Genomic DNA, 22,554 nt, shown 5'->3' on the forward strand with positions numbered 1-22,554 from the left:
CCTGTCGCGTTCCACCGGCTCGGGTCCGGCTGCGCGGTCGGGGCCCGGAACCCGGGCCCCCGGCATCACCCTGTGCGGGCTCACCAGTAGACGACGACCTTGTCGCCGACCTGCACGTCGTCGAACAGCTTCGACAGCTTGCCCTTGTCGCGCACGTTCACGCAGCCGTGCGAGGCGCCGTTGTAGCCGCGGGCGGCGAAGTCGGCCGAGTAGTGGACCGCCTGGCCGCCGCTGAAGAACATCGCGTACGGCATCGGCGTGTGGTAGATCGTCGACGTCCAGTCCTTGGCCTTCCAGCCCACGTTGAAGACGCCCTCGCGGGTCGGGGTGTTCTCCGAGCCGAAGCGGACGTCCATCGTCGAGACGACCTTGCCGTCGATCATCCAGGCGAGGGTGCGGCTCTCCTTGCTGATGCACATGACGCGGCCGGTCATGCAGCGCGGGTCGGGAGCCGCGACCTCGTTGGTGGTCGGCGGGCGCAGCTCGTCGGCCGTGGGCTTCTTGCTGGAGCTCTGGATCTTCTTCCAGGTCTTCTCGTCGACCCCGCCGGTCGCGTCCAGGCCGTTCTTCGACTGGAAGGACTTCACCGCCGCCGTCGTCTTCGAGCCGTAGAAACCGGTCGGCGCGACCGTCATCAGCTTGAGCTGCTTCAGGCGGGCCTGGAGCTCGCGCACCTGCTCGCTCTCGTCGCCGTTGGCCATGATCTGCTTCACCGAGGGCGAAGGCGAGGCCGACGCGGAGGCGGAGGCGGACGCCGAGGCCGACGGCGAGGGCTCGCCGGGCTTGTTGTCGGTGGACGGGGAGGCTTCGGGGGTGGCGCCCGCCGTGGGCGAGGACGGTGCCGCGGAGGAGGAGCCAGCGGACTCCGTCTTCTGCGGACCGCAGGCGGTCGCGGCGAGCGCGACGGCGGTGGCCACCCCGATCGTGCGGATTATGACTCTCTGGCGCTGCATTGCAGTCCCCCGGTTTCTACGTCGTGTATCTAGGTGATGCCTGGCGCGCGTGGAGAGTTGCACAGGGTTCCGGGATGTTGCGCCATTGTGACCAGCAACCGTCCGGGGCCTTGGGAAGCGACGCGCGGGCAAGGTTGTATCAGCCCCGGGCACGGTTGCTCTACGGAGGACTTCGTCACATGGCCAGCACGGAGAGCGGAATCCCGGTCGAACCGGTCTACGGACCGGGCGATCTGACGGAATGGGACCCCGAGGTCCAATTGGGTGCACCTGGTGACTTCCCCTACACCCGGGGGATTTATCCGACCATGTACACCGGCCGGCCCTGGACCATGCGGCAGTACGCCGGCTTCGGCACGGCCACCGAGTCCAACGCCCGCTACCGGCAGCTCATCGCGGGCGGCGGCACCGGGCTGTCCGTCGCCTTCGACCTGCCCACCCAGATGGGCCACGACTCCGACGCGCCCCTCTCCCACGGCGAGGTCGGCAAGGTCGGGGTGGCCGTCGACTCGCTCGACGACATGCGGACCCTGTTCGACGGCATCCCCCTCGACCGCGTCTCCACCTCGATGACGATCAACGCGCCCGCCGCGCTGCTCCTGCTGCTCTACCAGCTGGTCGCGGAGGAACAGGGCATCGCGGGCACGCAGCTGACGGGGACGATCCAGAACGACGTCCTGAAGGAGTACATCGCCCGGGGGACGTACATCTTCCCGCCCGAGCCGTCGCTGCGGCTGACCGCCGACACCTTCCGCTACTGCCGGGCCGAGATCCCCCGGTGGAACACCATCTCCATCTCCGGCTACCACATGGCCGAAGCCGGCGCCTCGCCCGCGCAGGAGGTGGCCTTCACCCTCGCCGACGGCATCGCCTACGTCCGTACCGCCCTCGCGGCCGGGATGGCCGTCGACGAGTTCGCGCCGCGGCTCTCCTTCTTCTTCGTCGCCCGCACCACCCTGCTGGAGGAGGTCGCGAAGTTCCGCGCGGCCCGGCGGATCTGGGCCCGCGTCATGCGGGAGGAGTTCGGGGCGCGGGACCCCAAGTCGATGATGCTGCGCTTCCACACCCAGACCGCCGGCGTCCAGCTCACCGCGCAGCAGCCCGAGCTGAACCTCGTACGCGTCGCCGTGCAGGCCCTGGCCGCGGTGCTGGGCGGCACCCAGTCGCTGCACACCAACTCCTTCGACGAGGCGATCGCCCTGCCCACGGAGAAGTCGGCCCGCCTCGCCCTGCGCACCCAGCAGGTCCTCGCGCACGAAACGGACGTCACCCACACCGTGGACCCCTTCGCCGGTTCGTACGCGATGGAGCGGATGACCGACGAGCTGGAGGCGGCCGCCCTCGACCTGATGCGCCGGGTCGAGGAGCAGGGCGGGGCGGTGGCCGCCATCGGGGCCGGCTTCCAGAAGGCGGAGATCGAGCGGAACGCCTACCGCATCGCACGGGAGACCGACAGCGGCGAACGGGTGGTGGTCGGGGTCAACCGCTTCGCGCTGGAGCGCGAGGAGCCGTACGAGCCGCTGCGCGTGGACCCCGCGATCGAGGAGCGGCAGTGCGCGGCGCTGGCGCGGCTGCGCGCGGAGCGCGACGGGGCGGCGGTGGCGGCGGCGCTCGGGGCGCTGCGGGAGGCGGCGGCGGGCACGGCGAACGTGCTGTACCCGATGAAGGAGGCGCTGCGCGCGCGGGCCACGGTGGGCGAGGTGTGCGGGGCGCTGCGGGAGGTGTGGGGGACGTACGAGCCCGCCGGTTCCACATGGTGAAACCGACTGGACTGTCAGGTGTGTCCTCATGGGACACTCCTGCACATGCTGGGTGTCATCGATCTGCCGACGTACCTCGCCGGCCTCGTCCTGATCATTCTCCTGCCGGGACCGAACTCGCTCTACGTGCTGTCCGTCGCCGCCCGCCGCGGTGTGCGCACGGGGTACAAGGCCGCCGCCGGGGTGTTCACCGGCGACGCCGTCCTGATGGCGCTGACCGCCGTGGGCGCCGGGGCGCTGCTCCAGGCGAGCCCGCCCGCCTTCACCGTGGTGAAGTTCCTCGGCGCCGGATACCTGGCCTGGCTGGCCGTCGGGATGATGCGGGGCGCCTGGGCGCTGTGGCGCACGCGCCGGGAGCGGGACGAGGCGGGCGCCGAGGCCCCCGCCGACCCGGCCGGGAACGAGCGGCCCTACCGGCGGGCTCTGCTGATCAGCCTCCTCAACCCGAAGGCCATCCTCTTCCTGATGTCCTTCTTCGTGCAGTTCGTGGACCCGTCCTACGCCTACCCGGCGCTGTCCTTCCTGCTCCTGGGCGGCCTGCTGCAGACCGGCAGCTTCCTCTACCTGACGCTGCTGATATTCGGCGGCACCCGCCTCTCGGAGGCCTTCCGCCGCCGCAAGCGGCTGTCGGCCGGGGCGACCTCGGCGGCGGGCGTGCTGTTCCTGGGCTTCGCGGCCAAGCTCGCCGTCGGCTGACGACCGCCGGGCGGGAGCCGCCCGCCGTCAGCCGAGGACGCGGCGCAGCGTCCGGGCCACGCGCCGCACGGTCCGGCTGCGCGGCAGGAACGACAGCTGGGCGGGGATGCCGCCGGGCAGCCCGAGCGCGGTCAGCCGGCGCCGCGTGAAGTACCGCCAGGTGTCCGGGGTCAGGTGCGCGGCCAGGTACGCCTCGGCCGCGGCCCGCCGCGCGGACAGGATCTGCGGCTGCATCGTGTACCCGACCGCGGTCAGCAGCCCGGCCCGCTGCGCTCCGGCCAGCCCCACCGACGCGGGCGTCCACGCCCGGACCCCCTCGGGGTCCGCCAGGTCCGGCAGCAGCGAGTCCACCAGCGCCAGCGGCACCCGGTTGCTGTTCTGGTACGGGGCCAGGCGGGCCAGCACGGCCCCGGTGCCGGTGCGCGCGACGGGCAGCCCGTACAGCGTGGCGGCGGTCAGCAGCCCCGTGGAGAAGCAGCCGGCCACCAGCGCGGGGCGCAGCCGCTGGTAGAGGGTCTCGGCCAGGACCGGGCTGCCCGCCACGGTGAGCCGGGCGCCGAGCCGTTCGGCCTCCGCCGCGGCCCGGCGGGCGTACTCGGCCGGGGCGCTGGGATGGGGCTTGAAGACCAGCTCCCGGTGGCCGAGCGCGAAGGCGCCCCGGACCATCGAGGCGTGCAGCTCCTCCTCCTCGTCCGGGCCCATCAGGTCGAGCGCCGACAGGTACTGGCCCAGCAGCAGGGCCGGGGAGTCCCCGACGCCCTCCAGGTCCGGGCCGTCCGCGGGGAGCTCGGCGAGCACCTTCAGGAAGGACTCCGCGGGCACCAGCTCCGGCCGGGCCCCGAACTCCGACAGCAGCAGCGGCTGCAGGCCGGGCACCAGGTCCAGGTGGAGCACCCGGCGCACCCGCATCCCGAGCTGCGGGTCGAGGCGGAAGCGGGTGGGGCCGTAGCTCATCAGCCCGTCGGCGTAGACGTCGACCGCGGCCCCCGGGAAGAGCCGGCACAGCGACTGGGCCGGCGGGACCTGGAGGGACTCCACGATGAGCTCGACCCGGTCCTCGCCGAGCCCCCACAGCGCGCGCAGGTGCCGCTCCCAGATCGGGACGTCCTCGGCGCGCGGGGCCCAGGTGCTCGGGTGCTGCGGCTCGATCACCGCGTTCCAGTCGAGCACCTCGTCGAAGCGGGTGCGCAGCGCGGCGAAACCCGGCATGCCGGCCACCCCCGGGGTCACCTCGGCGGTGACGGCGTGGTTGCTGGTCAGCAGGATGCGGCGGTCCGCGGGCGGGAAGGAGCCCGCGTCGACGCCCGCCGCGAGGGTGGCGGCACCGTAGAGGGTGGAGGCCAGGAAGATCTGCGTGAGCATCAGACGGTCGCCCCCGACCGGGTGCGGCGGCCGCCGCGCAGCCGGCGCAGCAGCGCGGAGCGCTCGGCGTCCATCGAGTCCAGGACCTGGTCCAGGACGTCCTGGGGCATGCGGCCGAGCGCCGCCGTGCTCATGAGGCGGAGTTTCCGGGCCACGGCCGGTTCGTACCTTTCGATGGATCCGAAATGGTGCGCGATAATTGCGCAGTACGTTCGTACGGCTTTTGGGAGGAGGAGCTCGGATTCCCGGTCCGCGGCGACGCCGGCGAGAACCTCGTCGAATGCCCGGATGAAATCGAGCTGCCGTTCGTCCTTGATCTGCGTCAACGACGTGGAAACACCGCGCCGGTAGAAGATTCCGGGCAGTGACACCGCGGCGAAGGATTCGGCCTCGCGGTGCAGCCGCCAGATCCACGGCCGGTCCTCGGCGGTGCGCAGCCCGTCGGTGAAGTGCAGCAGGCCGCGGTCCAGCAGCCGCCGGTGGTACATCCCGGCCCAGGCGTACGGGTAGTCCACCGAGGTCGCCCGGTCGGCGGGCAGGATCGCGCCCCGCGGATCGGCGACGACGGACTGCGGGCCGAAGGGGACCCGCTGCACGCTCCGCGTCCGGCCCGTGCACCGCACATGGTCGGTGCGGATGAAGTCGCAGTCCAGCGCCTCCATGGCGGCCAGCATCCGGGCCAGGTGGCCGGGCGCCAGCCAGTCGTCGCCGTCCAGGAAGGCGAGGTACTCGCCGCGGGCCGCGTCCAGCCCGGTGTTCCGTGCGGTCGCCAGGCCGCCGTTGCTTCCGTGTCTGAGGTGCACCGCCCCGGGCAGCGCGCCCGCGGCCCGTTCCAGGAGGTCGGGCGTCCTGTCCGTCGAGCAGTCGTCGACGAGCAGGAACTCGAAATCCTCCCGGGCGTTCAGTTCGAGACTCCTCAGGGCGTCCGGTGCGTACGTCTGCACGTTGTAGAACGGCACGACAACAGAGAGCTTGGGCACCCGCGAGACATTAGGGCGCCGCCCGACATTCACTGTGGCCCGGATGCGGATTTCATGTGAACGGCGCGGGGCGGACGGGTTAACCCGTGCGCTTTCGCATTCAGTAGACGTTTTGTTAACCCGCTGTTGTGCGCTCGTTGGGCCGATCACCGAAATCGCCGCATAGCTTCTGCGGCGTGCCAGAACGCAAACGCGTCGCCGTACTCGCCGATTCCGACACGAGATGGAAATGGGGCGTCACCACCGCCCGCCGCCTCGTCCCCGACCACCGGCTCGCCGGATACCTGCTGCGCGGCCGTGCCACGCCCACCGCGCGGCAGCTCGGCGAGGTGGGGGTGCGGACCGACCGGCCGGCCGAGGTGACCTGCGCCGAGTTCCTCGCCGAGATCGAACGCGAGCGCTACGACGTGGTCGTCCTCGCACTCGTCGGCGGAGCCGTCCAGGCCGTCCTGCACGGGGCCCGAGCCCTGTGGCCGGCCCCCGCCAGGCGGCCCGTACTCGTCACCGGATACGTCGGAGTCGTCTACGAGAAGCTCGCCGACGGGCTGCTGCTGCGGCACGGCGCCGATGTCGTCCTCGCCAACTCCCGGTACGACGCCGAGCGCTTCCGCGCCGTGTACGAAGGGGTCGGCGCGGACGCCGGCGCCGTCACCCAGACCGCGCTGCCCTTCCTCGGCGGAGCGCCGTACGAACCGGCCGGGAGCCGCGCCCACACCGTGGTCTTCGCCGTGCAGCCCTCCGTGCCCGACAGCCGCGCCGACCGCGCCTACCTGCTGGAACGGGCCGCCGGCCACGCCCGCAAGCACCCCGACCGGGAGGTGTTGATCAAGCTGCGCAGCAAGCCCGGGGAGCACACCACGCACCTGGAGGAACAGCCCTACCAGCGGCTCGCGCAGAAGATCCCCGGCGGACTGCCCGCCAACTGCCGCCTGGTGTACGGAAACATGGGCGAGGTGCTGGACGGCGCCGACCTGCTGGTCACCGTCTCCTCCACGGCCGCCCTGGAATCCCTGCACCGCGCCATCCCCACGGCGGTCCTCACCGACCTCGGCATCCGCGAGGCCCTCGGCAACCACCACTTCCTCGGCTCCGGCTGCCTGGCCTCCTGGGACCAGCTCGACGCGGGGCTCCTCCCGGAGGGCGACCCGGTCTGGCTGGCCGCCCAGGGCGTGCGCCCCGCCGGCGCCCCGGGGCCGGCGGACACGGGCCCGGCGGACGCGGGCAAGGCGGACACGGGCCCGGCGCATACGGGCCCGGCCGGCGGTCCCGCGCAGACCGGACCCCGCAGCGCCGAGGGCCAGGACGCCTACGCCGTCGCCCGGGCCAGGGTCGCCGGGCTGCTCGCCGCGGCCCGGCTGCCCTCGCCCGCGCCCTACTACACGCTCACCACCGCCCCCGGCTACCTGCCGGGCATCCTCGCCCGGCACCGCCTCGCACCCGACGGGACCCCGCTGCCCGGCGCCGCACGGCAGGAGGCGGGGGAGTCCCGGCTGCGCCGCCGGCTCCGCGCGCACCTGCGGGAGGCCGCCCGCGGGGCGTACCGGCACGGGGTGCAGCGCGTCGCCCCGGTGATCCGCAGGCTGGGGGAGCTGTGAGGGTCCTCGCCGTCATCCCCGCCCGCGGCGGCTCCAAAGGGGTCCCCGGAAAGAACCTCGCCGAGGTCGCCGGCACCCCGCTCGTCGCCCGCGCGGTGCTGGCCTGCCGGGCCGCGCCGACCGTCACCGACGTGGTGGTCTCCACCGACTCCGAGGCAGTGGCCCGGGCCGCCCGCGCCGCCGGCGCCGACGTGATCGCCCGCCCCGCCGCGATCTCCGGGGACACCGCGAGCAGCGAGGCCGCCCTCCTGCACGCCCTCTCCGCCTTCGAGGAACTGCACTCGCTCACCGTGGACGTGGTCCTCCTCGTCCAGTGCACCAGCCCCTTCCTCGCGACCTCCGACGTCGAGTCGGTCGCCGTGGCCGTCGCCTCCGGGGCGGCCGACTCGGCCCTGACCGTCGCCCCCTTCCACGGCTTCCTCTGGCGGGACGGCCCCGACGGCTCCGGGAGCGGGGTCAACCACGACCCCGCGTACCGGCCCCGCCGCCAGGACCGGCCGCAGGACCTGCTGGAGACCGGCGCCGCCTACGCCATGGACGCCGCCGGCTTCCGCACCGCCCGCCACCGCTTCTTCGGCCGCACCCTGCCCGTCCCCACCGACCCCGCCCGGGTCCTGGAGATCGACGACCCGCACGACCTGGCCCGAGCCCGACTGCTCGCCCCGCTGCTCGACCCGCGCCCCGGCGGCGCACACGCGGACCCGCAGGCCGACACGGAGCCGGCCCGGCAGCCCGAACCGCACCCCGGACCGCAGCCCACACCCCGAACGCCCCGAACTCCCCCGCACCGAAGGACGCCCCCTGCCATGACCTCCCTGCCCGACCCCCGCCTGCGTACCTTCGGCGCCCGCACCGCGGGCCCCGGCCGCCCCGTCTACGTCGTCGGCGAGATCGGCATCAACCACAACGGCGACCTCGGCAACGCCTTCGCCCTCATCGACGCCGCCGCCGAAGCCGGCTGCGACGCCGTGAAGTTCCAAAAGCGCACCCCGGAGATCTGCACCCCGCGCGACCAGTGGGACATCGAACGCGACACCCCCTGGGGCCGCATGACCTACATCGACTACCGCCACCGGGTGGAGTTCGGCGAGGACGAGTACCGCGCCATCGACGAGCACTGCGCCAAGCGCGGCATCGACTGGTTCGCCTCCCCGTGGGACACCGAGGCCGTCGCCTTCCTGGAGAAGTTCGACGTCCCCGCCCACAAGGTGGCCTCCGCCTCCCTCACGGACGACGAACTCCTGCGCACCCTGCGCGCCACCGGCCGCACCGTCGTCCTGTCCACCGGCATGTCCACCCCGCAGCAGATCCGCCACGCGGTCGAGGTGCTCGGCAGCGCCAACATCCTCCTCTGCCACGCCACGTCGACCTACCCGGCCAAGGCCGAGGAGCTCAACCTGCGGGTCATCGACACCCTGCGCGAGGAGTACCCCAACGTCCCGATCGGCTACTCCGGCCACGAGACGGGCCTGCAGACCACCCTCGCCGCCGTCGCCCTCGGCGCCACCTTCGTCGAGCGCCACATCACCCTCGACCGCGCGATGTGGGGCTCCGACCAGGCCGCCTCCGTCGAGCCCGGCGGCCTGGCCCGCCTGGTCCGCGACATCCGCACCATCGAGACCGCCCTCGGCGACGGAATCAAGCGGGTCTACGAATCCGAGCTGGGGCCCATGAAGAAGCTCCGCCGCGTCCGCGGCGAACTGGCTGCCGTCTAGTGCTGTGACCTGCAAGGTTCACAGCACCGGGCGGCCCCGGCGCACGACAGGTCCCGCCCCCCGAGAAGGAGTACGTGTGAGCACCTCCGCCTCCACCCTGGCGTTCGTCGAGAGCCCGGTCCAACTCCTCAACGTGCTGGAGTGGGCCCACGCGCGCGCCGCCGCGGCCGGCAGACCGCTGGACGGCGTCCCCAGCCAGCGCGGGCGCCGCGCCGCCGGACCCGGGGCGGAGCCCGGACCGAGCCCGGCGGACACGCCCGCACCGGTGCCGGTGCGGATCGTCGTCCTGCCGCCCACCGACCCCATGTCCCGCGGCCAGCTCCGCCGGATGGCGGAGCTGGCCCGGGACGAGGGGTGCGAGGTGCAGTGGCAGGAGGCGCGCGGCAGCCGGCTCGCGCCGCTGAAGGCGCTCGCCGCGCTGGCGCGCGACGTCCGCGCGGCGCGCACCGTCGTCGTCGGCGACCCCTTCTCGCGCTACGTCCAGCTCCTGCTCACCCTGGTGCGCGCCGAGGAACTCGTCGTGGTCGACGACGGCACCGCCACCATGGAGTTCGTCGCGCAGACCGCCCGCGGCGAACGCCTCGTCCGCTGGCACCGCGTCGGCGGCGGAACACTGCCCGGGCGCGTCCGCGAGCTGGCGTACGCGCCCGTGTCGTCGGCCGCCCGGCGCCGCTTCGCCCCCGACCGGGGCGCCGGCGCGGGGAAGGCCCGCCGCGTCGAGGTGTTCACCTCGATGCCGGTCGTCCCGCACGGCGGGATGACGCTGCGGACCAACGAGTTCGCCTGGACCCGCGCCCGCTTCGGCCCGCCCCGCCTGACCAAGGGCACCGACCTGGTCGGCACCTCGCTGGTGGAGACCGGCATCGTCGACCCCGACCGCTACCTCGACGCGGTCCGCTCCCTCACCCTGGAGCACGGCGCCACCCGCTACTTCGCGCACCGCCGCGAGTCCCCGGAGAAGCTGCGCGCGCTGAGCCGGGAGACCGGGCTGGAGATCGTACGGCCGGACCTGCCGCTGGAGCTGACCGCCCGTCGGGGTCCCGTCGGCCGGACGATCCTCAGCTTTCCGTCCACGGTCGTCCACACCCTGCCGTACGCCCTGACCGGTACCGGGGTCACCGTCGCCGTATGCGATGTGGACCCGGCCTGGCTCACCGGGTCCGCGTCCCCGCGTGCCAGGAGCTTCCTCGCGGGGGTCACCGACACCGCTCGTGATGTGCACAGACTGCCTGCCCAGGTGGCGCCCACGGCCGGATGAGCGCGCGAGTCTACCCCCGGGCTCACCCGGTCATGCGTCCAGAGGCTGGGTTTCTTTCCCCTAACGGCATGAACTTTTCGTGATCCCCGGTCAGTTGGGCCATCCGTGCGCCTACCCTTCAACGGGTGAACCAGTTGATGTCCCGCGAGTCCCAGACCCTCCAGCCCGTCGCGTCCGACCGGCCCGAGCTGCCCGGCAAACTTCCGGACCACCTGCGCACCGAACTGATCGCCTTCCGCCGGGACTTGCACATGCACCCGGAGCTCGGACACCAGGAATTCCGCACCACAGCGGCGATCAAGGCCAGGCTTGAGAAAGCCGGCCTGCGACCACGGGTCCTGAAGTCCGGCACGGGCCTGATCTGTGACGTAGGCACCTGGGACGGGGGCCGGCCGATGCTGGCCCTGCGCGCGGACATCGACGCCCTGCCCATTCCCGACGCCAAGACGCACGTCTCGTACCGCTCGACCTTCCCGGACCGCGCCCACGCCTGCGGCCACGACGTGCACACGGCCGTCGTCCTCGGAGCCGGCCTCGTCCTCGCCGAGCTCGACCGGCAGGGACTCCTGCCCCGTCCCGTGCGGCTGCTCTTCCAGCCGGCCGAGGAGGTACTCCCCGGCGGGGCCACCGACGCCATCGAGTCCGGGGTGCTGGACGGCGTGGGCCGGATCGTCGCCGTGCACTGCGACCCCCGGGTCGACGCCGGCCGGATCGGACTGCGGCCCGGCCCCATCACCTCCGCCTGCGACCGGCTGGAGGTCAGCCTCACCGGATCCGGCGGGCACACGGCACGGCCGCACCTGACCACCGACCTGGTGACCGCCGCCGCCCGGGTGGCCGTCGACGCCCCCGCCCTGCTCGCCCGCCGGATGGACGCCCGCTCGGGCATGTCGGTCACCTGGGGCCGGATCGAGGCCGGGCACGCCTGCAACGTGATCCCGATGCACGCCGAGCTGTCCGGCACCGTGCGGTGCCTGGACCTGGCCGCCTGGCACGAGGCGCCGGACATGATCCACGCGGCGATCGACGAGATCGCGACCATGCACGGGGCCAAGTTCGAGATCAACCACGTGCGCGGGGTGCCGCCGGTGGTCAACGACCCGGTGATCACCGAGCTGCTGCGCGAGGCGATGGCGGCCCGCTGCGGCGCCGAGTCGGTCGAGGACACCGAGCAGAGCCTGGGCGGGGAGGACTTCTCCTGGTACCTGGAGCACGTCCCGGGCGCCATGGCCCGCCTCGGGGTGCGCGCTCCCGGCGACACCGCCAAGCGGGATCTGCACCGCGGGGACTTCGACGTGGACGAGGACGCGATCGCCGTCGGCGTCGAGTTCTTCACCGCCGCGGCCTTGATCGACGGCCGCCGTACGCCGCCTTCCAGGTAGCGATCCGGCCACGCTCCTTACCGCACCGGCGAGCCTCCCGTCGGACGTGTCCGGCCCTTGGTACACAAGGGCCGGACGCGTTGGCAGTTACCGATCGGTCACTGTCCGGTTCGCGACGATCCGATAACGACTCATGAACGGGCCTTTAACTGACATCTACGCGCGTTACGATCGCCGCGAAACCAGCGCCGGTCGTGGCGCTTCGGTCAGGTTTTGAAGGAGCCTCCCCTTGCGCCGGATCACCAGGATCGCCACCGTGGGCATCGCGTCCGCGGCGCTGGCCCTCTCGGCCACCGCCTGTGGCGGTAAGAAGTCCTCTGACGCTGCCGCCTCCCCCTCGGAGTCGGGCGGCCAGAAGTCCGCAGCCATCGCGTACGACATCGGTGGCCGCGGCGACCAGTCGTTCAACGATGCCGCATACGCCGGTCTGAAGAAGGCCGAGACGGAGCTGAAGATCAAGGGCGCCGAGGCGGAGCCCACCGACGGCGAGGGCGAGGCCGACAAGGTCCAGCGCCTCACCGAGCTGGCCCGCAAGGGCAACAACCCGGTCATCGGCGTCGGCTTCGCCTACGCCCCGGCCATCAAGAAGGTCGCGCCGAAGTTCCCGAACACCACGTTCGGCATCATCGACGACACCTCGGTGACCGGCCCGAACGTCGCCAACATGGTCTTCAACGAGGAGCAGGGCTCCTACCTGGCCGGCGTCGCCGCCGCCAAGGCGTCCAAGACCGGCACGGTCGGCTTCATCGGCGGTGTCGAGGTCCCGCTGATCAAGAAGTTCGAGGCGGGCTTCACCCAGGGCGTCAAGGACACCAACCCCAACGCCAAGGTGCTCTCCACGTACCTGACCCAGCCGCCGAACTTCGACGGCTTCGCCAAGCCCGACCTGGGCAAGGCCGCCGCGCAGGGCCAGCTCGACGCCGGTGGCGCCGACGTGATCTACGCCGCCGCCGGTCTGGCCGGTTCCGGTGCCATCGAGGCCGCGTCCGCCAAGGGCAAGTGGGCCATCGGTGTCGACTCCGACCAGTACAACCAGGCCGGTCTGGCGAAGTACAAGGACTCCATCCTGACCTCGGTCACCAAGGACGTCTCGGACTCCGTCTTCAACCTGATCAAGTCGGTCGAGGACGGCAAGCCCACCACCGGTGAGATCCGCTACGGCCTGGACAAGGACGGCGTCGGCCTGGCCGACTCCAACCCGAAGTACAAGGAGATGACCGACCTCGTCGCCGCGGTGGAGAAGGCCAAGGCCGACATCATCGCCAAGAAGATCACCGTCAAGACCGCTCCGTAAGGTCGTCTTGGACGTGTAGTCCTGGCCTCCGGGGTCCGGGAAGCGGTCGACATCGCTCCCGGGCCCCGAGCCTCATTCTGTGATCACTAGTCTGTGACCAAGCAGCTTCGTGGCTGCGAGTTTTCACTTCCGACAGTGCTACGCGCGTAGAAGCATCGTGGACGCGATACTTTCACTCCCCGCCCTGTCCCCCCTGCCTTCCGCTCCTTTCGCGCCAAGGAGAGTGCGTCATCAACGCGTCCAGCCCGCCCCTCGCCGTAGAACTGCACGGCATCACAAAGCGCTTCCCCGGCGTCGTCGCCAACAAGGACATCGCGATCACCGTCCGCAAGGGCACGGTCCATGCCCTCATCGGTGAGAACGGCGCCGGCAAGTCGACTCTGATGAAGATCCTCTACGGCATGCAGAAGCCGGACGAGGGCACCATCGCCATCGACGGGGAGCAGGTCGCCTTCAACAGCCCGGGCGAAGCCATCGCCCGCGGCATCGGCATGGTGCACCAGCACTTCATGCTCGCCGACAACCTCACCGTCCTGGAGAACGTGGTTCTCGGCGGCGAGAAGCTCTACGGCATCGGCGCCAAGGCCCGTAAGAAGATCATGGAGATCTCGGACGCGTACGGCCTCGGCGTGCGTCCCGACGCCCTCGTCGAGGACCTCGGCGTCGCCGACCGCCAGCGCGTGGAGATCCTCAAGGTCCTCTACCGCGGTGCGAAGATCCTCATCCTCGACGAGCCGACCGCAGTGCTCGTGCCGCAGGAGGTGGACGCACTCTTCGACAACCTGCGCGAGCTCAAGTCCGAGGGCCTGACCGTCATCTTCATCTCGCACAAGCTGGGCGAGGTCCTGAAGGTCGCCGACGACATCACCGTCATCCGGCGCGGCACCACGGTCGGCACCGCCGACCCGAAGACCGCCACCCCCAAGCAGCTCGCCGAGCTGATGGTCGGTGCGGAGCTGCCCTCGCCGGAGACCCGCGAGTCGACCGTGACCACGACGCCGATGCTCCAGGTGACGGGCCTGACCATCGCCGCGGACGAGGCCGTCGTCGCCGAGCCGGAGGTCCTGGTCCCCGCGGGCGCCCCGGACTCCGCGACCCGGGAGAAGGCCGAGGCCGGCCGTCTGCTGCTGGACGACATCAACCTCACCATCCACAAGGGCGAGATCCTCGGCATCGCCGGTGTCGAGGGCAACGGCCAGACGGAGCTGATCGAGGCCCTCATGGGCATGATGGCCCCCGACGCGGGCGTCATCACCCTCGACGGCGCGGACATCACCAAGCTCCCGGTGCGCAAGCGCCGCGAGGGCGGCATCGGCTACATCCCCGAGGACCGCCACCGCCACGGCCTGCTGCTGGAGTCCCCGCTCTGGGAGAACCGCATCCTCGGCCACGTCACCGAGGCGCCCAACTCCAAGAAGGGCATCCTCGACCCGAAGGCGGCCCGCAAGGACACCGAGCGGATCGTGCGCGAGTACGACGTGCGCACCCCCGGCATCGACGTCACCGCGGCCTCGCTCTCCGGCGGCAACCAGCAGAAGCTGATCGTCGGCCGCGAGATGAGCCACAACCCGAAGTTCCTCATCGCCGCCCACCCCACCCGCGGTGTGGACGTCGGCGCGCAGGCGCAGATCTGGGACGCGATCCGCGAGGCCCGCCGCGAGGGACTGGCCGTGCTGCTGATCTCCGCCGACCTGGACGAGCTCATCGGCCTGTCCGACACCCTGCGCGTGATCTACCGCGGTCGTCTGGTGGCGGACGCCGACCCCGCGACCGTGACCCCCGAGGAGCTCGGCACCGCCATGACGGGCGCCGCTTCGGGACACCTGGAAGCAACCGACAACCACTCCGCCGCTGCCGACGGTGACACGACGGAGGACGAGGCCCGATGAAGACATTCGACAAGGACCGGCTGATGCTCGCCATCGCCGGGCCCCTGCTCGCGCTGGTCAGCGCCTTCGTACTGACCATGATCGTGCTGGCCGCGACGGGTATCAACCCGATCGAGCCGCTGCGCATCATGGTCGAGAACGGCGGCTACGAGGACATCCAGGTCCTCATCGTGAACCAGGCCGGCACGTACTACCTGGCAGCCCTGGCCGTCGCCATCGGCTTCCGGATGAACCTCTTCAACATCGGCGTCGACGGCCAGTACCGCCTCGCCGCGATGATCTCCGCCGTGGTCGGTGGCGCCATCGCGCTGCCCGGGCCGCTGCACATCCTGCTGATCGTCCTCGTCGCGATGCTGACCGGTGCCTTCTGGGCCGGTATCGCCGGTGTCCTGAAGGCCAAGCGCGGCGTGAGCGAGGTCGTCTCGACGATCATGCTGAACGCCATCGCGACCAGCCTGATCGCCTGGCTGATCCTGCCGAAGAACCTGGGTGTCCAGGTCGAGGGCTCCAACGACCTCACCACCGGTGAGATCGCGGAGTCCGGCTGGTTCCCGGCCCTCTCCCTGGGCGACTCGGGCGAGATCTACGGCTTCACCTTCATCGCCTTCGCGCTCGGCATCGTCTACTGGTTCGTGCTCAACCGCACCCGCTTCGGCTTCGACCTGCGCGCCAGCGGCGCGAGCGAGACCGCCGCCGCGGCCTCCGGTGTCGACTCCAAGAAGATGATCATCACCGCGATGCTCATCTCCGGTGCCGTCGCCGGCCTGTCCGGCATGCCGGTCCTGCTCGGCGAGAGCCACACCTACACCCTGGTCTTCCCCGTGGGTGTCGGCTTCACCGGCATCACCATCGCCCTGCTCGGCCGCAACAGCCCCGTCGGCATCTTCTTCGCCGCCCTCCTGATGGCCTTCATCGACAAGGCGTCCGCCGGCCTCGACACGGCCGGCTACGCCAAGGAGATCGGCACGATCATGAAGGGCCTGATCGTGATCGCGGTCGTCGTCTCCTACGAGCTGATCCGCCGCTACGGCATCCGCCGCCAGCAGCAGAAGGTCGGCGAGGAGCTGGCCGCGGGCCACGCCATGAAGACCGAGAAGGAGGTCGCGGCGTGAGCGCCAGCACCGTTTCCACGAAGAAGGCGGCACCCGCCCCGGGCGGCCGCAAGAAGCTCACCCTGCCCTGGATCCTGCTGATCGTCGCGGGCGGCCTCGCGCTCGTCTCGCTGGTCCGTGTGATCTCCGGGGCCGACGACCTGACGTCCATCGGCCAGGTCTCCGGCGCCCTCTCCCTCGCCGTGCCGATCGGCCTGGCCGGTCTCGGCGGTCTGTGGGCCGAGCGCGCGGGCGTCGTCAACATCGGCCTCGAAGGCATGATGATCCTCGGCACCTGGTTCGGTGCCTGGGCCGGCTACCAGTGGGGCCCCTGGACCGGTGTGCTCGTCGGCATCGCCGGCGGCGCCGTCGGCGGCCTCCTGCACGCGATCATCACGGTCACCTTCAACGTCAACCACATCGTCTCCGGTGTGGCCATCAACATCCTGGCGCTGGGCTTCACCCAATACCTGTCGAACTTCACGTTCGCCGAGGCGCCGGGCGGCTCCTCCAAGCAGTCCCCGCAGGTCGAGCCGATCACCAAGATCACCATTCCGGGGCTCTCGGACTGGATGGCCGACCTCCAGGGCAAGCACTGGTTCTTCGTCTCGGACCTCGCGGGCGTCATCGGCGGCCTGATCACCGAGATCTCGCTGCTGACCATCGTGGCCCTGCTGCTGATCCCCGCCACCTGGTGGGCGCTGTGGCGGACCTCCTTCGGTCTGCGCCTGCGCTCCTGCGGTGAGAACCCGATCGCCGCCGAGTCCCTCGGCGTCAACGTCTACAAGTACAAGTACATCGCCGTGATCGTCTCCGGCGCCCTCGCGGGCCTGGGCGGCGTGTACCTGTCCGAGGTCGCCAGCCCCATCTACCAGGAGGGCCAGACCGGCGGCCGCGGCTACATCGGCCTCGCCGCGATGATCTTCGGTAACTGGATGCCGGGCGGCATGGCGCTGGGTGCGGGCCTGTTCGGCTTCATCGACAGCCTCAAGCTGCGCGGTGGCGCCGAGAACGTCCACGCGATGCTGCTGCTGATCGCGATCCTGCTGGTCATCGTCTGCGTCTGGCAGCTCTACAAGAAGAAGTACATCCAGGCCGGCATCTCGGCGGCCTTCGCCGCGCTGCTGTTCGTCTGGTACGCGGTGACCGACGCCGTGCCGAGCCAGTTCGTCGACGCGGCCCCGTACCTGACCACCCTGCTCGTGCTCGCCCTGTCGGCGCAGCGCCTGCGGATGCCCAAGGCGGACGGCATGCCGTACCGCAAGGGCCAGGGCAAGTGACCGCGGAGCACGCGGTGGACTGGGAAGCACTGCGGACGCACGCCCGGGAGGCGATGACCCGGGCGTACGCCCCCTACTCGGGCTTCCCGGTCGGGGTCGCCGCCCTCGTGGACGACGGCCGCATCGTGACCGGCTGCAACGTCGAGAACGCGAGCTACGGGCTGGGCCTGTGCGCCGAGTGCGGCCTGGTCTCCTCCCTCCAGGCGACGGGCGGCGGCCGCCTCACGCACTTCACGTGCGTGGACGGCAAGGGCGAGATCCTCGTCCCGTGCGGACGCTGCCGACAGCTGCTGTACGAGTTCGGCGGCGACGAGCTGCTGGTGGAGACCCCCGACGGGGTCCTGCCGCTCGCGGCGATGCTGCCGCAGGCCTTCGGGCCCGGTCACCTGAGATAGCCGTGCCGACGGCCCTTCGCCCCTGCCGGGCGGAGGGCCGTCGCACTTGGCGTTTCCCGAACCCCTCTCTCCCCCTCTCTATGCGCGTAGAAGGAAGCACTTCATGGACGTCATCTCCGTCATCCGGACCAAGCGGGACCGCGGTGAGCTGAGCCCCGAGCAGATCGACTGGGTCATCGACGCCTACACCCGCGGCGTCGTGGCCGACGAGCAGATGTCCGCCCTGGCCATGGCCATCCTGCTCAACGGCATGAACCGGACCGAGATCGCCCGCTGGACCGCGGCGATGATCGCCTCCGGCGAGCGCATGAACTTCGACGCCCTGTCCCGCCCGACGGCCGACAAGCACTCCACGGGCGGCGTCGGCGACAAGATCACCCTGCCGCTGGCCCCGCTCGTCGCCGCGTGCGGTGCGGCCGTGCCGCAGCTGTCGGGCCGGGGCCTGGGCCACACCGGCGGCACCCTCGACAAGCTGGAGTCCATCCCCGGCTGGCGCGCGCTGCTCTCCAACGAGGAGATGATGCACGTCCTCGACACCACCGGCGCCGTCATCTGCGCGGCCGGCGACGGGCTGGCCCCGGCCGACAAGAAGCTCTACGCGCTGCGCGACGTCACCGGCACGGTCGAGGCGATCCCGCTGATCGCCTCCTCGATCATGTCGAAGAAGATCGCAGAGGGCACGGGCTCGCTCGTCCTGGACGTCAAGGTCGGCACCGGCGCCTTCATGAAGAACATCGAGGACGCGCGCGAGCTCGCCCGCACCATGGTCGGCCTCGGCACCGACTCGGGCGTCAAGACCGTCGCGCTCCTCACCGACATGTCCACCCCGCTCGGCCTGACCGCCGGCAACGCCCTCGAAGTCCGCGAGTCGGTCGAGGTCCTCGCGGGCGGCGGCCCCGCCGACGTCGTCGAGCTGACCATCGCGCTGGCCAAGGAGATGCTGGACGCGGCGGGCATCAAGGACGCCGACCCGGCGAAGGCCCTGGCCGACGGCTCCGCGATGGACCACTGGCGCCGGATGATCGCGGCCCAGGGCGGCGACCCGGACGCGGCCCTCCCGGTCGCCCGCGAGCAGCACGTCGTCACCGCCCCGGAGTCGGGCGTCCTGACCCGCCTGGACGCGTACGGCGTCGGTGTCGGCGCCTGGCGCCTCGGCGCGGGCCGCGCCCGCAAGGAGGACCCGGTGCAGGCGGGCGCCGGCATCGAGCTGCACGCGAAGCCGGGCGACACCGTCACGGCCGGCCAGCCGCTGATGACGCTGCACACGGACACCCCGGAGAAGTTCGAGTACGCCCTGGGCGCGCTGGAGGGCACCTACGACATCGCCCCGGCGGGCACGGCCTTCTCCGCCACGCCGATCGTCCTGGACCGCATCGCCTGACCTGCGGCTTCCCTTTCGGGTGAACGGGACCGGTGGACCCCCGCCGGTCCCGTTCGGCATGCTGGGATCGGTGACGAACCGATTGAGGAGCACACCATGAGCGCACTCGCGGTCGAGCACCCGCCCTTGAGCGGCGGTGACGACTGGGATTCGGCGGTCGGCCTCTGGAAGGGGACGGGCGCGCCGAAGGGCTGCAAGGTGGAGATCATCGAGGGGATCGTCACCGTGGCACCACCGCCCGTCAACGACCACAACCTGATCGCGGAGCTGGTGCAGCAACGGCTGTACTCAGTGATCCCGGACGGCTGGGGTGTCTTCCAGACCCTCAACGTCGCAATTCCGAGCCGCAGCGGCCTGTACATCCCGGATCTCGCGGTCGTCCCCAGGAAGGCAGTGCCTCGCGGGGAGAACTTCACTCCCGCGGATGCCGCCGAGCTCGTCGTGGAGATCACTTCCCGGTCGAACGCCGTCCACGACCGCGTCGCCAAGCTCAACGGCTACGCCGCAGCCGGCATCCCGCTCTACCTGCTCATCGACCCGCACGCGACCGGCAGTCCCACGATCCACCTCTACGGCGAGTCAAGCGACGGCAAGTACCGCGTCCTGTGGGCGGGCAAGTTCGGCGAAACCGTCCCCCTCCCGGCGCCGTTCGACCTGGCCCTCGATACCTTCGGCTTCCCCCGCCCCTGACCTCACCACCGCGGCGGGGCGCGCGCCGATGAGTTCCGGCGGGTCCGGGAGTCATCCCCTCGTGGAGATCACCCGACTCGTGCTGCCCGGACCCGCCCCGACCGTGCGTGATGCCGCAGCGCTGTGTGCGCGCCTGGCCCGCCTGTACGCGGACGGGGCCCGCGCGGTGGAGTGCGACGCGCGGGCCGTCACCGCGCCGGGCCTGGGCGCCGTGGAGGTGCTGGCCCGGTTGCGGCTGACCGCGCGGGGCCGGCCGCTGCGGGTGACCGGGGCCGCGCCCGCCCTACGCGCCCTGCTGGACCTCGTAGGACTCGTCGAGCTGCTCGGGGAGGCCGAACAGCGGGAACCAGCGGGCCGTGTCGAGGAAGGCGTTGAGGCCGACGATCCGGCCGTCTGAGACCTCCAGCACCTGCAGCGCCCACGGGGTGTGCCCGGGCCGGCCGTCCTCGCGCGGCCGGTACTGCCCGAAGGCCGGCATGCCGTTCGCGGTCGTCGGGATCAGGCGGGAGCCCTTGCAGCCGATGCCCTGGCCCAGGTGCCACGCCGCGATGTCGGCCTTGCCCTGCAACCACAGGTCGAACGGCGGCATGGACAGGACGGCGTCCTCGTGCAGCAGTGTCGTGAGGCGCGCGATGTCGTAGGACTCGAAGGCGGCGAGGTACTGCTCCAGCAGCTTCACCTGCTCCGCGTCCAGCGGGTCGGCGGACTCGCTCTCGCGCACCCGCTGCCCGGCCAGCGTGGCCCGGGCCCGCTGGAGTGCGCTGTTCACCGACGCCACCGTGGTGTCCAGCAACTGCGCGACCTCGTCCGCCTTCCAGGCCAGCACCTCGCGCAGGATGAGCACCGCGCGCTGCTTGGCCGGCAGGTGCTGTAGGGCGGCGACGAAGGCCAGCCGCACGGACTCCTTCGCGAGCGCCATCTCGGCCGGATCCGCGGTCTGCGGCAGCACCCGGCCGTCCGGCACGGGCTCCAGCCAGGTCACCTCGGGCCGCTGGTTGAGCACGGCGGAGGACTGGTGCTGCGGGGCGGTCAGGTCCATCGGACGCGCCCGCTTGTTCCCGGCGTTCAGCAGGTCCAGGCAGACGTTGGTGGCGATCCGGTAGAGCCACGACCGCAGCGAGGAGCGGCCCTCGAACTTCTCATGGCTGCGCCAGGCGCGGATGTAGGTGTCCTGCACCGCGTCCTCGGCGTCGAAGGCGGAACCGAGCATCCGGTAGCAGTAGCCCGTGAGCTCGACCCGGTACCGGTCCATCGCCGCATCGAGGTCGCTGCTGGTGGTGGCGAGGTCGCTCATGTCGGTCCGTCCCCCTGACGTTCGTGGCTTCTTCGGAACCTACCCGAGGGGTCCGACAACGGCAGCCGGAAGCGGGCAACCGCCCCGATATGTCGATGTCGAGTATCTTGACGTCAAGATTAATCTCCGGCAGGCTTCCCCTGTATCTCGATGTCGAGATACGTGGCTCGGCGGGCGGGGAGGCCTGGGATGCGGCGCGGCAGGGAGATGGGGAAGACGCGGACGGGGGAGCGGGAACCCGGCCTGTTGACGCAGCTACGGCGGCCCCCCGGCGGCCGCGACGCGCGGATCATGCTCCTCGCCCAGGCACTGGACCGCGCCGGCACCGGCGTCTGGTCCGCGGCCTGCGTCCTCTACTTCACCTTCGTCGTCGGTCTCGACGCCGGACAGCTCGGCCTCCTGCTGGGGGCGTCCGGGGTGGCGGGCATCGCCGGCTCGCCCCTGGCGGGCCATCTCGCCGACCGCTTCCCGGTGCGCTCCCTGCTGATCGGCACCCACCTGCTGCGCCTGGGCGCCCTCTGCCTGCTGCTCGTCGTCACCGACTTCGCACTGCTGCTGGCCGTGGTGGCCGTCACCCACCTCGGGGACCGCGCGGCCAAGACCCTGGAGATGCTCTTCGCCACCCGGGTCGCGGGCGATCGGCGCGCCACCTACCAGGCGCTGTCGCGCAGTTCGGCGAACGCCGGCTACGCGCTCGGCGCCGGCCTCGCCGCCATCGGCCTCGCCGTCGGCACCCGCGGTGCCTACCAGGTGCTCATCCTGGCCGACGCGCTGTCGTTCCTCGCGGCCGCCGCCCTGGTGTGGCGCACCCGGGAACCGCGCGGCCGCGGTCGCGTGACCGCATCCGCATCGGCATCCGCATCCGCATCCGACGAGGCTCCGAAAGCCCCCGGTACGGCCCCGGCCGGACCGAGTCCCTGGCGGGACCGCGGCTACCTCCGGTTCGTCCTGCTGGACATCCCGATGAACCTCGACGACTCGATCCTGGCCATCGGCATCCCGCTGTGGCTGGTGAACCACACCACCGCACCGCACGAACTGGTCCCGGCCTTCCTGGTCATCAACACCGTGCTCGTCGTCGTCCTCCAACTGCGCGTCTCGGCGAAGGTCCGTGGACCGCGCCAGGCCGCCGGAGCGGTCGCCCTGTACGGGCTGACCACGCTCCTGTGCTGCGCCCTCCTGGCCGCCGCGACCGGAGGTGGGGCCTGGGCCGCCTCGGCCGCCCTGCTCGCCGCGGCGGTGCTGGTCACCGCGGCCGAGCTGATGCGCTCGGTCAGCTCCTGGGAGCTCGCCGTCTGCCTCGCGCCGCGGGAGGCGCGCGCCTCGTACCTCGGCGTGGCCGGCATGGCGCAGTCCGTGCAGAAGTCCGCCGGTCCGCTGCTGCTGACGGGCGTGGTGATGGCCGCGGGCCCGGCCGGCTGGCTGGCCCTCGGCGCGGGGGTGGCGGGCCTGTCGCTCGTCCAGCGCCGCTGCAGCCTGCGGCGGCTGGACCGGCTGGCGGCGGCGGAATCCGCCGCCCCCGCGACCGCGGCCGCCTGA

General features: G+C 71.7%; 19 protein-coding genes and 1 pseudogene. 16 read left to right on the forward strand and 4 right to left on the reverse strand.

Features of this window, described 5'->3' with window-relative positions:
* Positions 1 to 80: 80 nt before the first annotated feature.
* Positions 81 to 953: a L,D-transpeptidase family protein gene (locus AVW11_RS10245; RefSeq protein ID WP_076043826.1), complete on the reverse strand. Its 873-nt coding sequence runs from the start codon at positions 951 to 953 to the stop codon at positions 81 to 83.
* A gap of 179 nt (positions 954 to 1,132) precedes the next feature.
* Between AVW11_RS10245 and AVW11_RS10250 the strand changes: the two genes are divergently transcribed.
* Both AVW11_RS10250 and leuE read left to right on the forward strand, forming a co-directional pair.
* Positions 1,133 to 2,713: an acyl-CoA mutase large subunit family protein gene (locus AVW11_RS10250; protein WP_030851293.1), complete on the forward strand. Its 1,581-nt coding sequence runs from the start codon at positions 1,133 to 1,135 to the stop codon at positions 2,711 to 2,713.
* A 45-nt stretch (positions 2,714 to 2,758) separates the two neighbouring features.
* On the forward strand, positions 2,759 to 3,409 hold the full coding sequence (gene leuE / locus AVW11_RS10255) for a leucine efflux protein LeuE (RefSeq protein ID WP_076043827.1): 651 nt from the start codon (positions 2,759 to 2,761) through the stop codon (positions 3,407 to 3,409).
* Between the two features lie 27 nt (positions 3,410 to 3,436).
* Here leuE and AVW11_RS10260 read toward each other — a convergent pair whose 3' ends face one another.
* Both AVW11_RS10260 and AVW11_RS10265 read right to left on the reverse strand, forming a co-directional pair.
* A complete protein-coding gene (locus AVW11_RS10260) occupies positions 3,437 to 4,771 on the reverse strand; it encodes a polysialyltransferase family glycosyltransferase (RefSeq protein ID WP_076043828.1) in 1,335 nt (444 codons plus the stop codon).
* Positions 4,771 to 5,751, reverse strand: a complete 981-nt coding sequence (locus AVW11_RS10265) for a glycosyltransferase family 2 protein (RefSeq protein ID WP_030851284.1) — start codon at positions 5,749 to 5,751, stop codon at positions 4,771 to 4,773. The genes AVW11_RS10260 and AVW11_RS10265 overlap by 1 nt, the downstream gene beginning before the upstream one ends.
* A 176-nt stretch (positions 5,752 to 5,927) precedes the next feature.
* On the opposite strand from AVW11_RS10265, the gene AVW11_RS10270 reads away from it, so the two are divergent.
* The 13 genes and pseudogenes from AVW11_RS10270 to AVW11_RS10330 all read left to right on the forward strand — a co-directional run bounded on the left by AVW11_RS10270 (position 5,928) and on the right by AVW11_RS10330 (position 20,118).
* Positions 5,928 to 7,346, forward strand: a complete 1,419-nt coding sequence (locus tag AVW11_RS10270) for a DUF6716 putative glycosyltransferase (RefSeq protein WP_076043829.1) — start codon at positions 5,928 to 5,930, stop codon at positions 7,344 to 7,346.
* Positions 7,343 to 7,708, forward strand: a pseudogene (locus AVW11_RS38265) (acylneuraminate cytidylyltransferase family protein); the annotation flags it as partial. The gene AVW11_RS10270 and the pseudogene AVW11_RS38265, both read left to right, overlap by 4 nt.
* Before the next feature lie 453 nt (positions 7,709 to 8,161).
* The gene (locus AVW11_RS38270) at positions 8,162 to 9,061 is read left to right on the forward strand and encodes an N-acetylneuraminate synthase family protein (protein WP_225885137.1); all 900 of its coding nucleotides are present in this window, start codon (positions 8,162 to 8,164) and stop codon (positions 9,059 to 9,061) included.
* Between the two features lie 76 nt (positions 9,062 to 9,137).
* Positions 9,138 to 10,319 (forward strand): hypothetical protein, encoded by a 1,182-nt coding sequence (locus AVW11_RS10285; RefSeq protein ID WP_076043830.1) that lies wholly within the window; start codon positions 9,138 to 9,140, stop codon positions 10,317 to 10,319.
* Positions 10,320 to 10,456: 137 nt separating this feature from the next.
* Entirely contained in the window at positions 10,457 to 11,701 is a 1,245-nt protein-coding gene (locus tag AVW11_RS10290) for an amidohydrolase (protein WP_030851269.1), read from the forward strand.
* Between the two features lie 229 nt (positions 11,702 to 11,930).
* Complete coding sequence (locus tag AVW11_RS10295; RefSeq protein WP_076043831.1) at positions 11,931 to 12,995, forward strand: BMP family lipoprotein; 1,065 nt, start codon at positions 11,931 to 11,933, stop codon at positions 12,993 to 12,995.
* Between the two features lie 230 nt (positions 12,996 to 13,225).
* Positions 13,226 to 14,884, forward strand: coding sequence for an ABC transporter ATP-binding protein (locus AVW11_RS10300; protein WP_240528157.1), 1,659 nt, complete (start codon positions 13,226 to 13,228; stop codon positions 14,882 to 14,884).
* The gene (locus tag AVW11_RS10305; RefSeq protein WP_030851261.1) at positions 14,881 to 15,996 is read left to right on the forward strand and encodes an ABC transporter permease; all 1,116 of its coding nucleotides are present in this window, start codon (positions 14,881 to 14,883) and stop codon (positions 15,994 to 15,996) included. Before AVW11_RS10300 ends, AVW11_RS10305 begins: the two co-directional genes overlap by 4 nt.
* Entirely contained in the window at positions 15,993 to 17,255 is a 1,263-nt protein-coding gene (locus tag AVW11_RS10310; protein WP_060178827.1) for an ABC transporter permease, read from the forward strand. Before AVW11_RS10305 ends, AVW11_RS10310 begins: the two co-directional genes overlap by 4 nt.
* A complete protein-coding gene (locus AVW11_RS10315) occupies positions 17,252 to 17,650 on the forward strand; it encodes a cytidine deaminase (RefSeq protein WP_030851254.1) in 399 nt (132 codons plus the stop codon). The genes AVW11_RS10310 and AVW11_RS10315 overlap by 4 nt, the downstream gene beginning before the upstream one ends.
* A gap of 103 nt (positions 17,651 to 17,753) precedes the next feature.
* Complete coding sequence (locus AVW11_RS10320) at positions 17,754 to 19,031, forward strand: thymidine phosphorylase (protein ID WP_030851251.1); 1,278 nt, start codon at positions 17,754 to 17,756, stop codon at positions 19,029 to 19,031.
* Between the two features lie 96 nt (positions 19,032 to 19,127).
* A complete protein-coding gene (locus AVW11_RS10325) occupies positions 19,128 to 19,721 on the forward strand; it encodes a Uma2 family endonuclease (RefSeq protein WP_030851248.1) in 594 nt (197 codons plus the stop codon).
* A 61-nt stretch (positions 19,722 to 19,782) separates the two neighbouring features.
* Entirely contained in the window at positions 19,783 to 20,118 is a 336-nt protein-coding gene (locus tag AVW11_RS10330; protein WP_225884913.1) for an STAS domain-containing protein, read from the forward strand.
* Here the strand turns inward: AVW11_RS10330 and AVW11_RS10335 are convergent.
* The gene (locus AVW11_RS10335) at positions 20,005 to 21,015 is read right to left on the reverse strand and encodes a sigma-70 family RNA polymerase sigma factor (protein WP_030851245.1); all 1,011 of its coding nucleotides are present in this window, start codon (positions 21,013 to 21,015) and stop codon (positions 20,005 to 20,007) included. The genes AVW11_RS10330 and AVW11_RS10335 overlap by 114 nt on opposite strands.
* 189 nt (positions 21,016 to 21,204) lie before the next feature.
* Between AVW11_RS10335 and AVW11_RS10340 the strand changes: the two genes are divergently transcribed.
* Positions 21,205 to 22,554: an MFS transporter gene (locus AVW11_RS10340; protein WP_240528155.1), complete on the forward strand. Its 1,350-nt coding sequence runs from the start codon at positions 21,205 to 21,207 to the stop codon at positions 22,552 to 22,554.

The organism is Streptomyces amritsarensis (assembly GCF_001953875.1).
Taxonomy (GTDB): Bacteria; Actinomycetota; Actinomycetes; order Streptomycetales; family Streptomycetaceae; genus Streptomyces; species Streptomyces amritsarensis.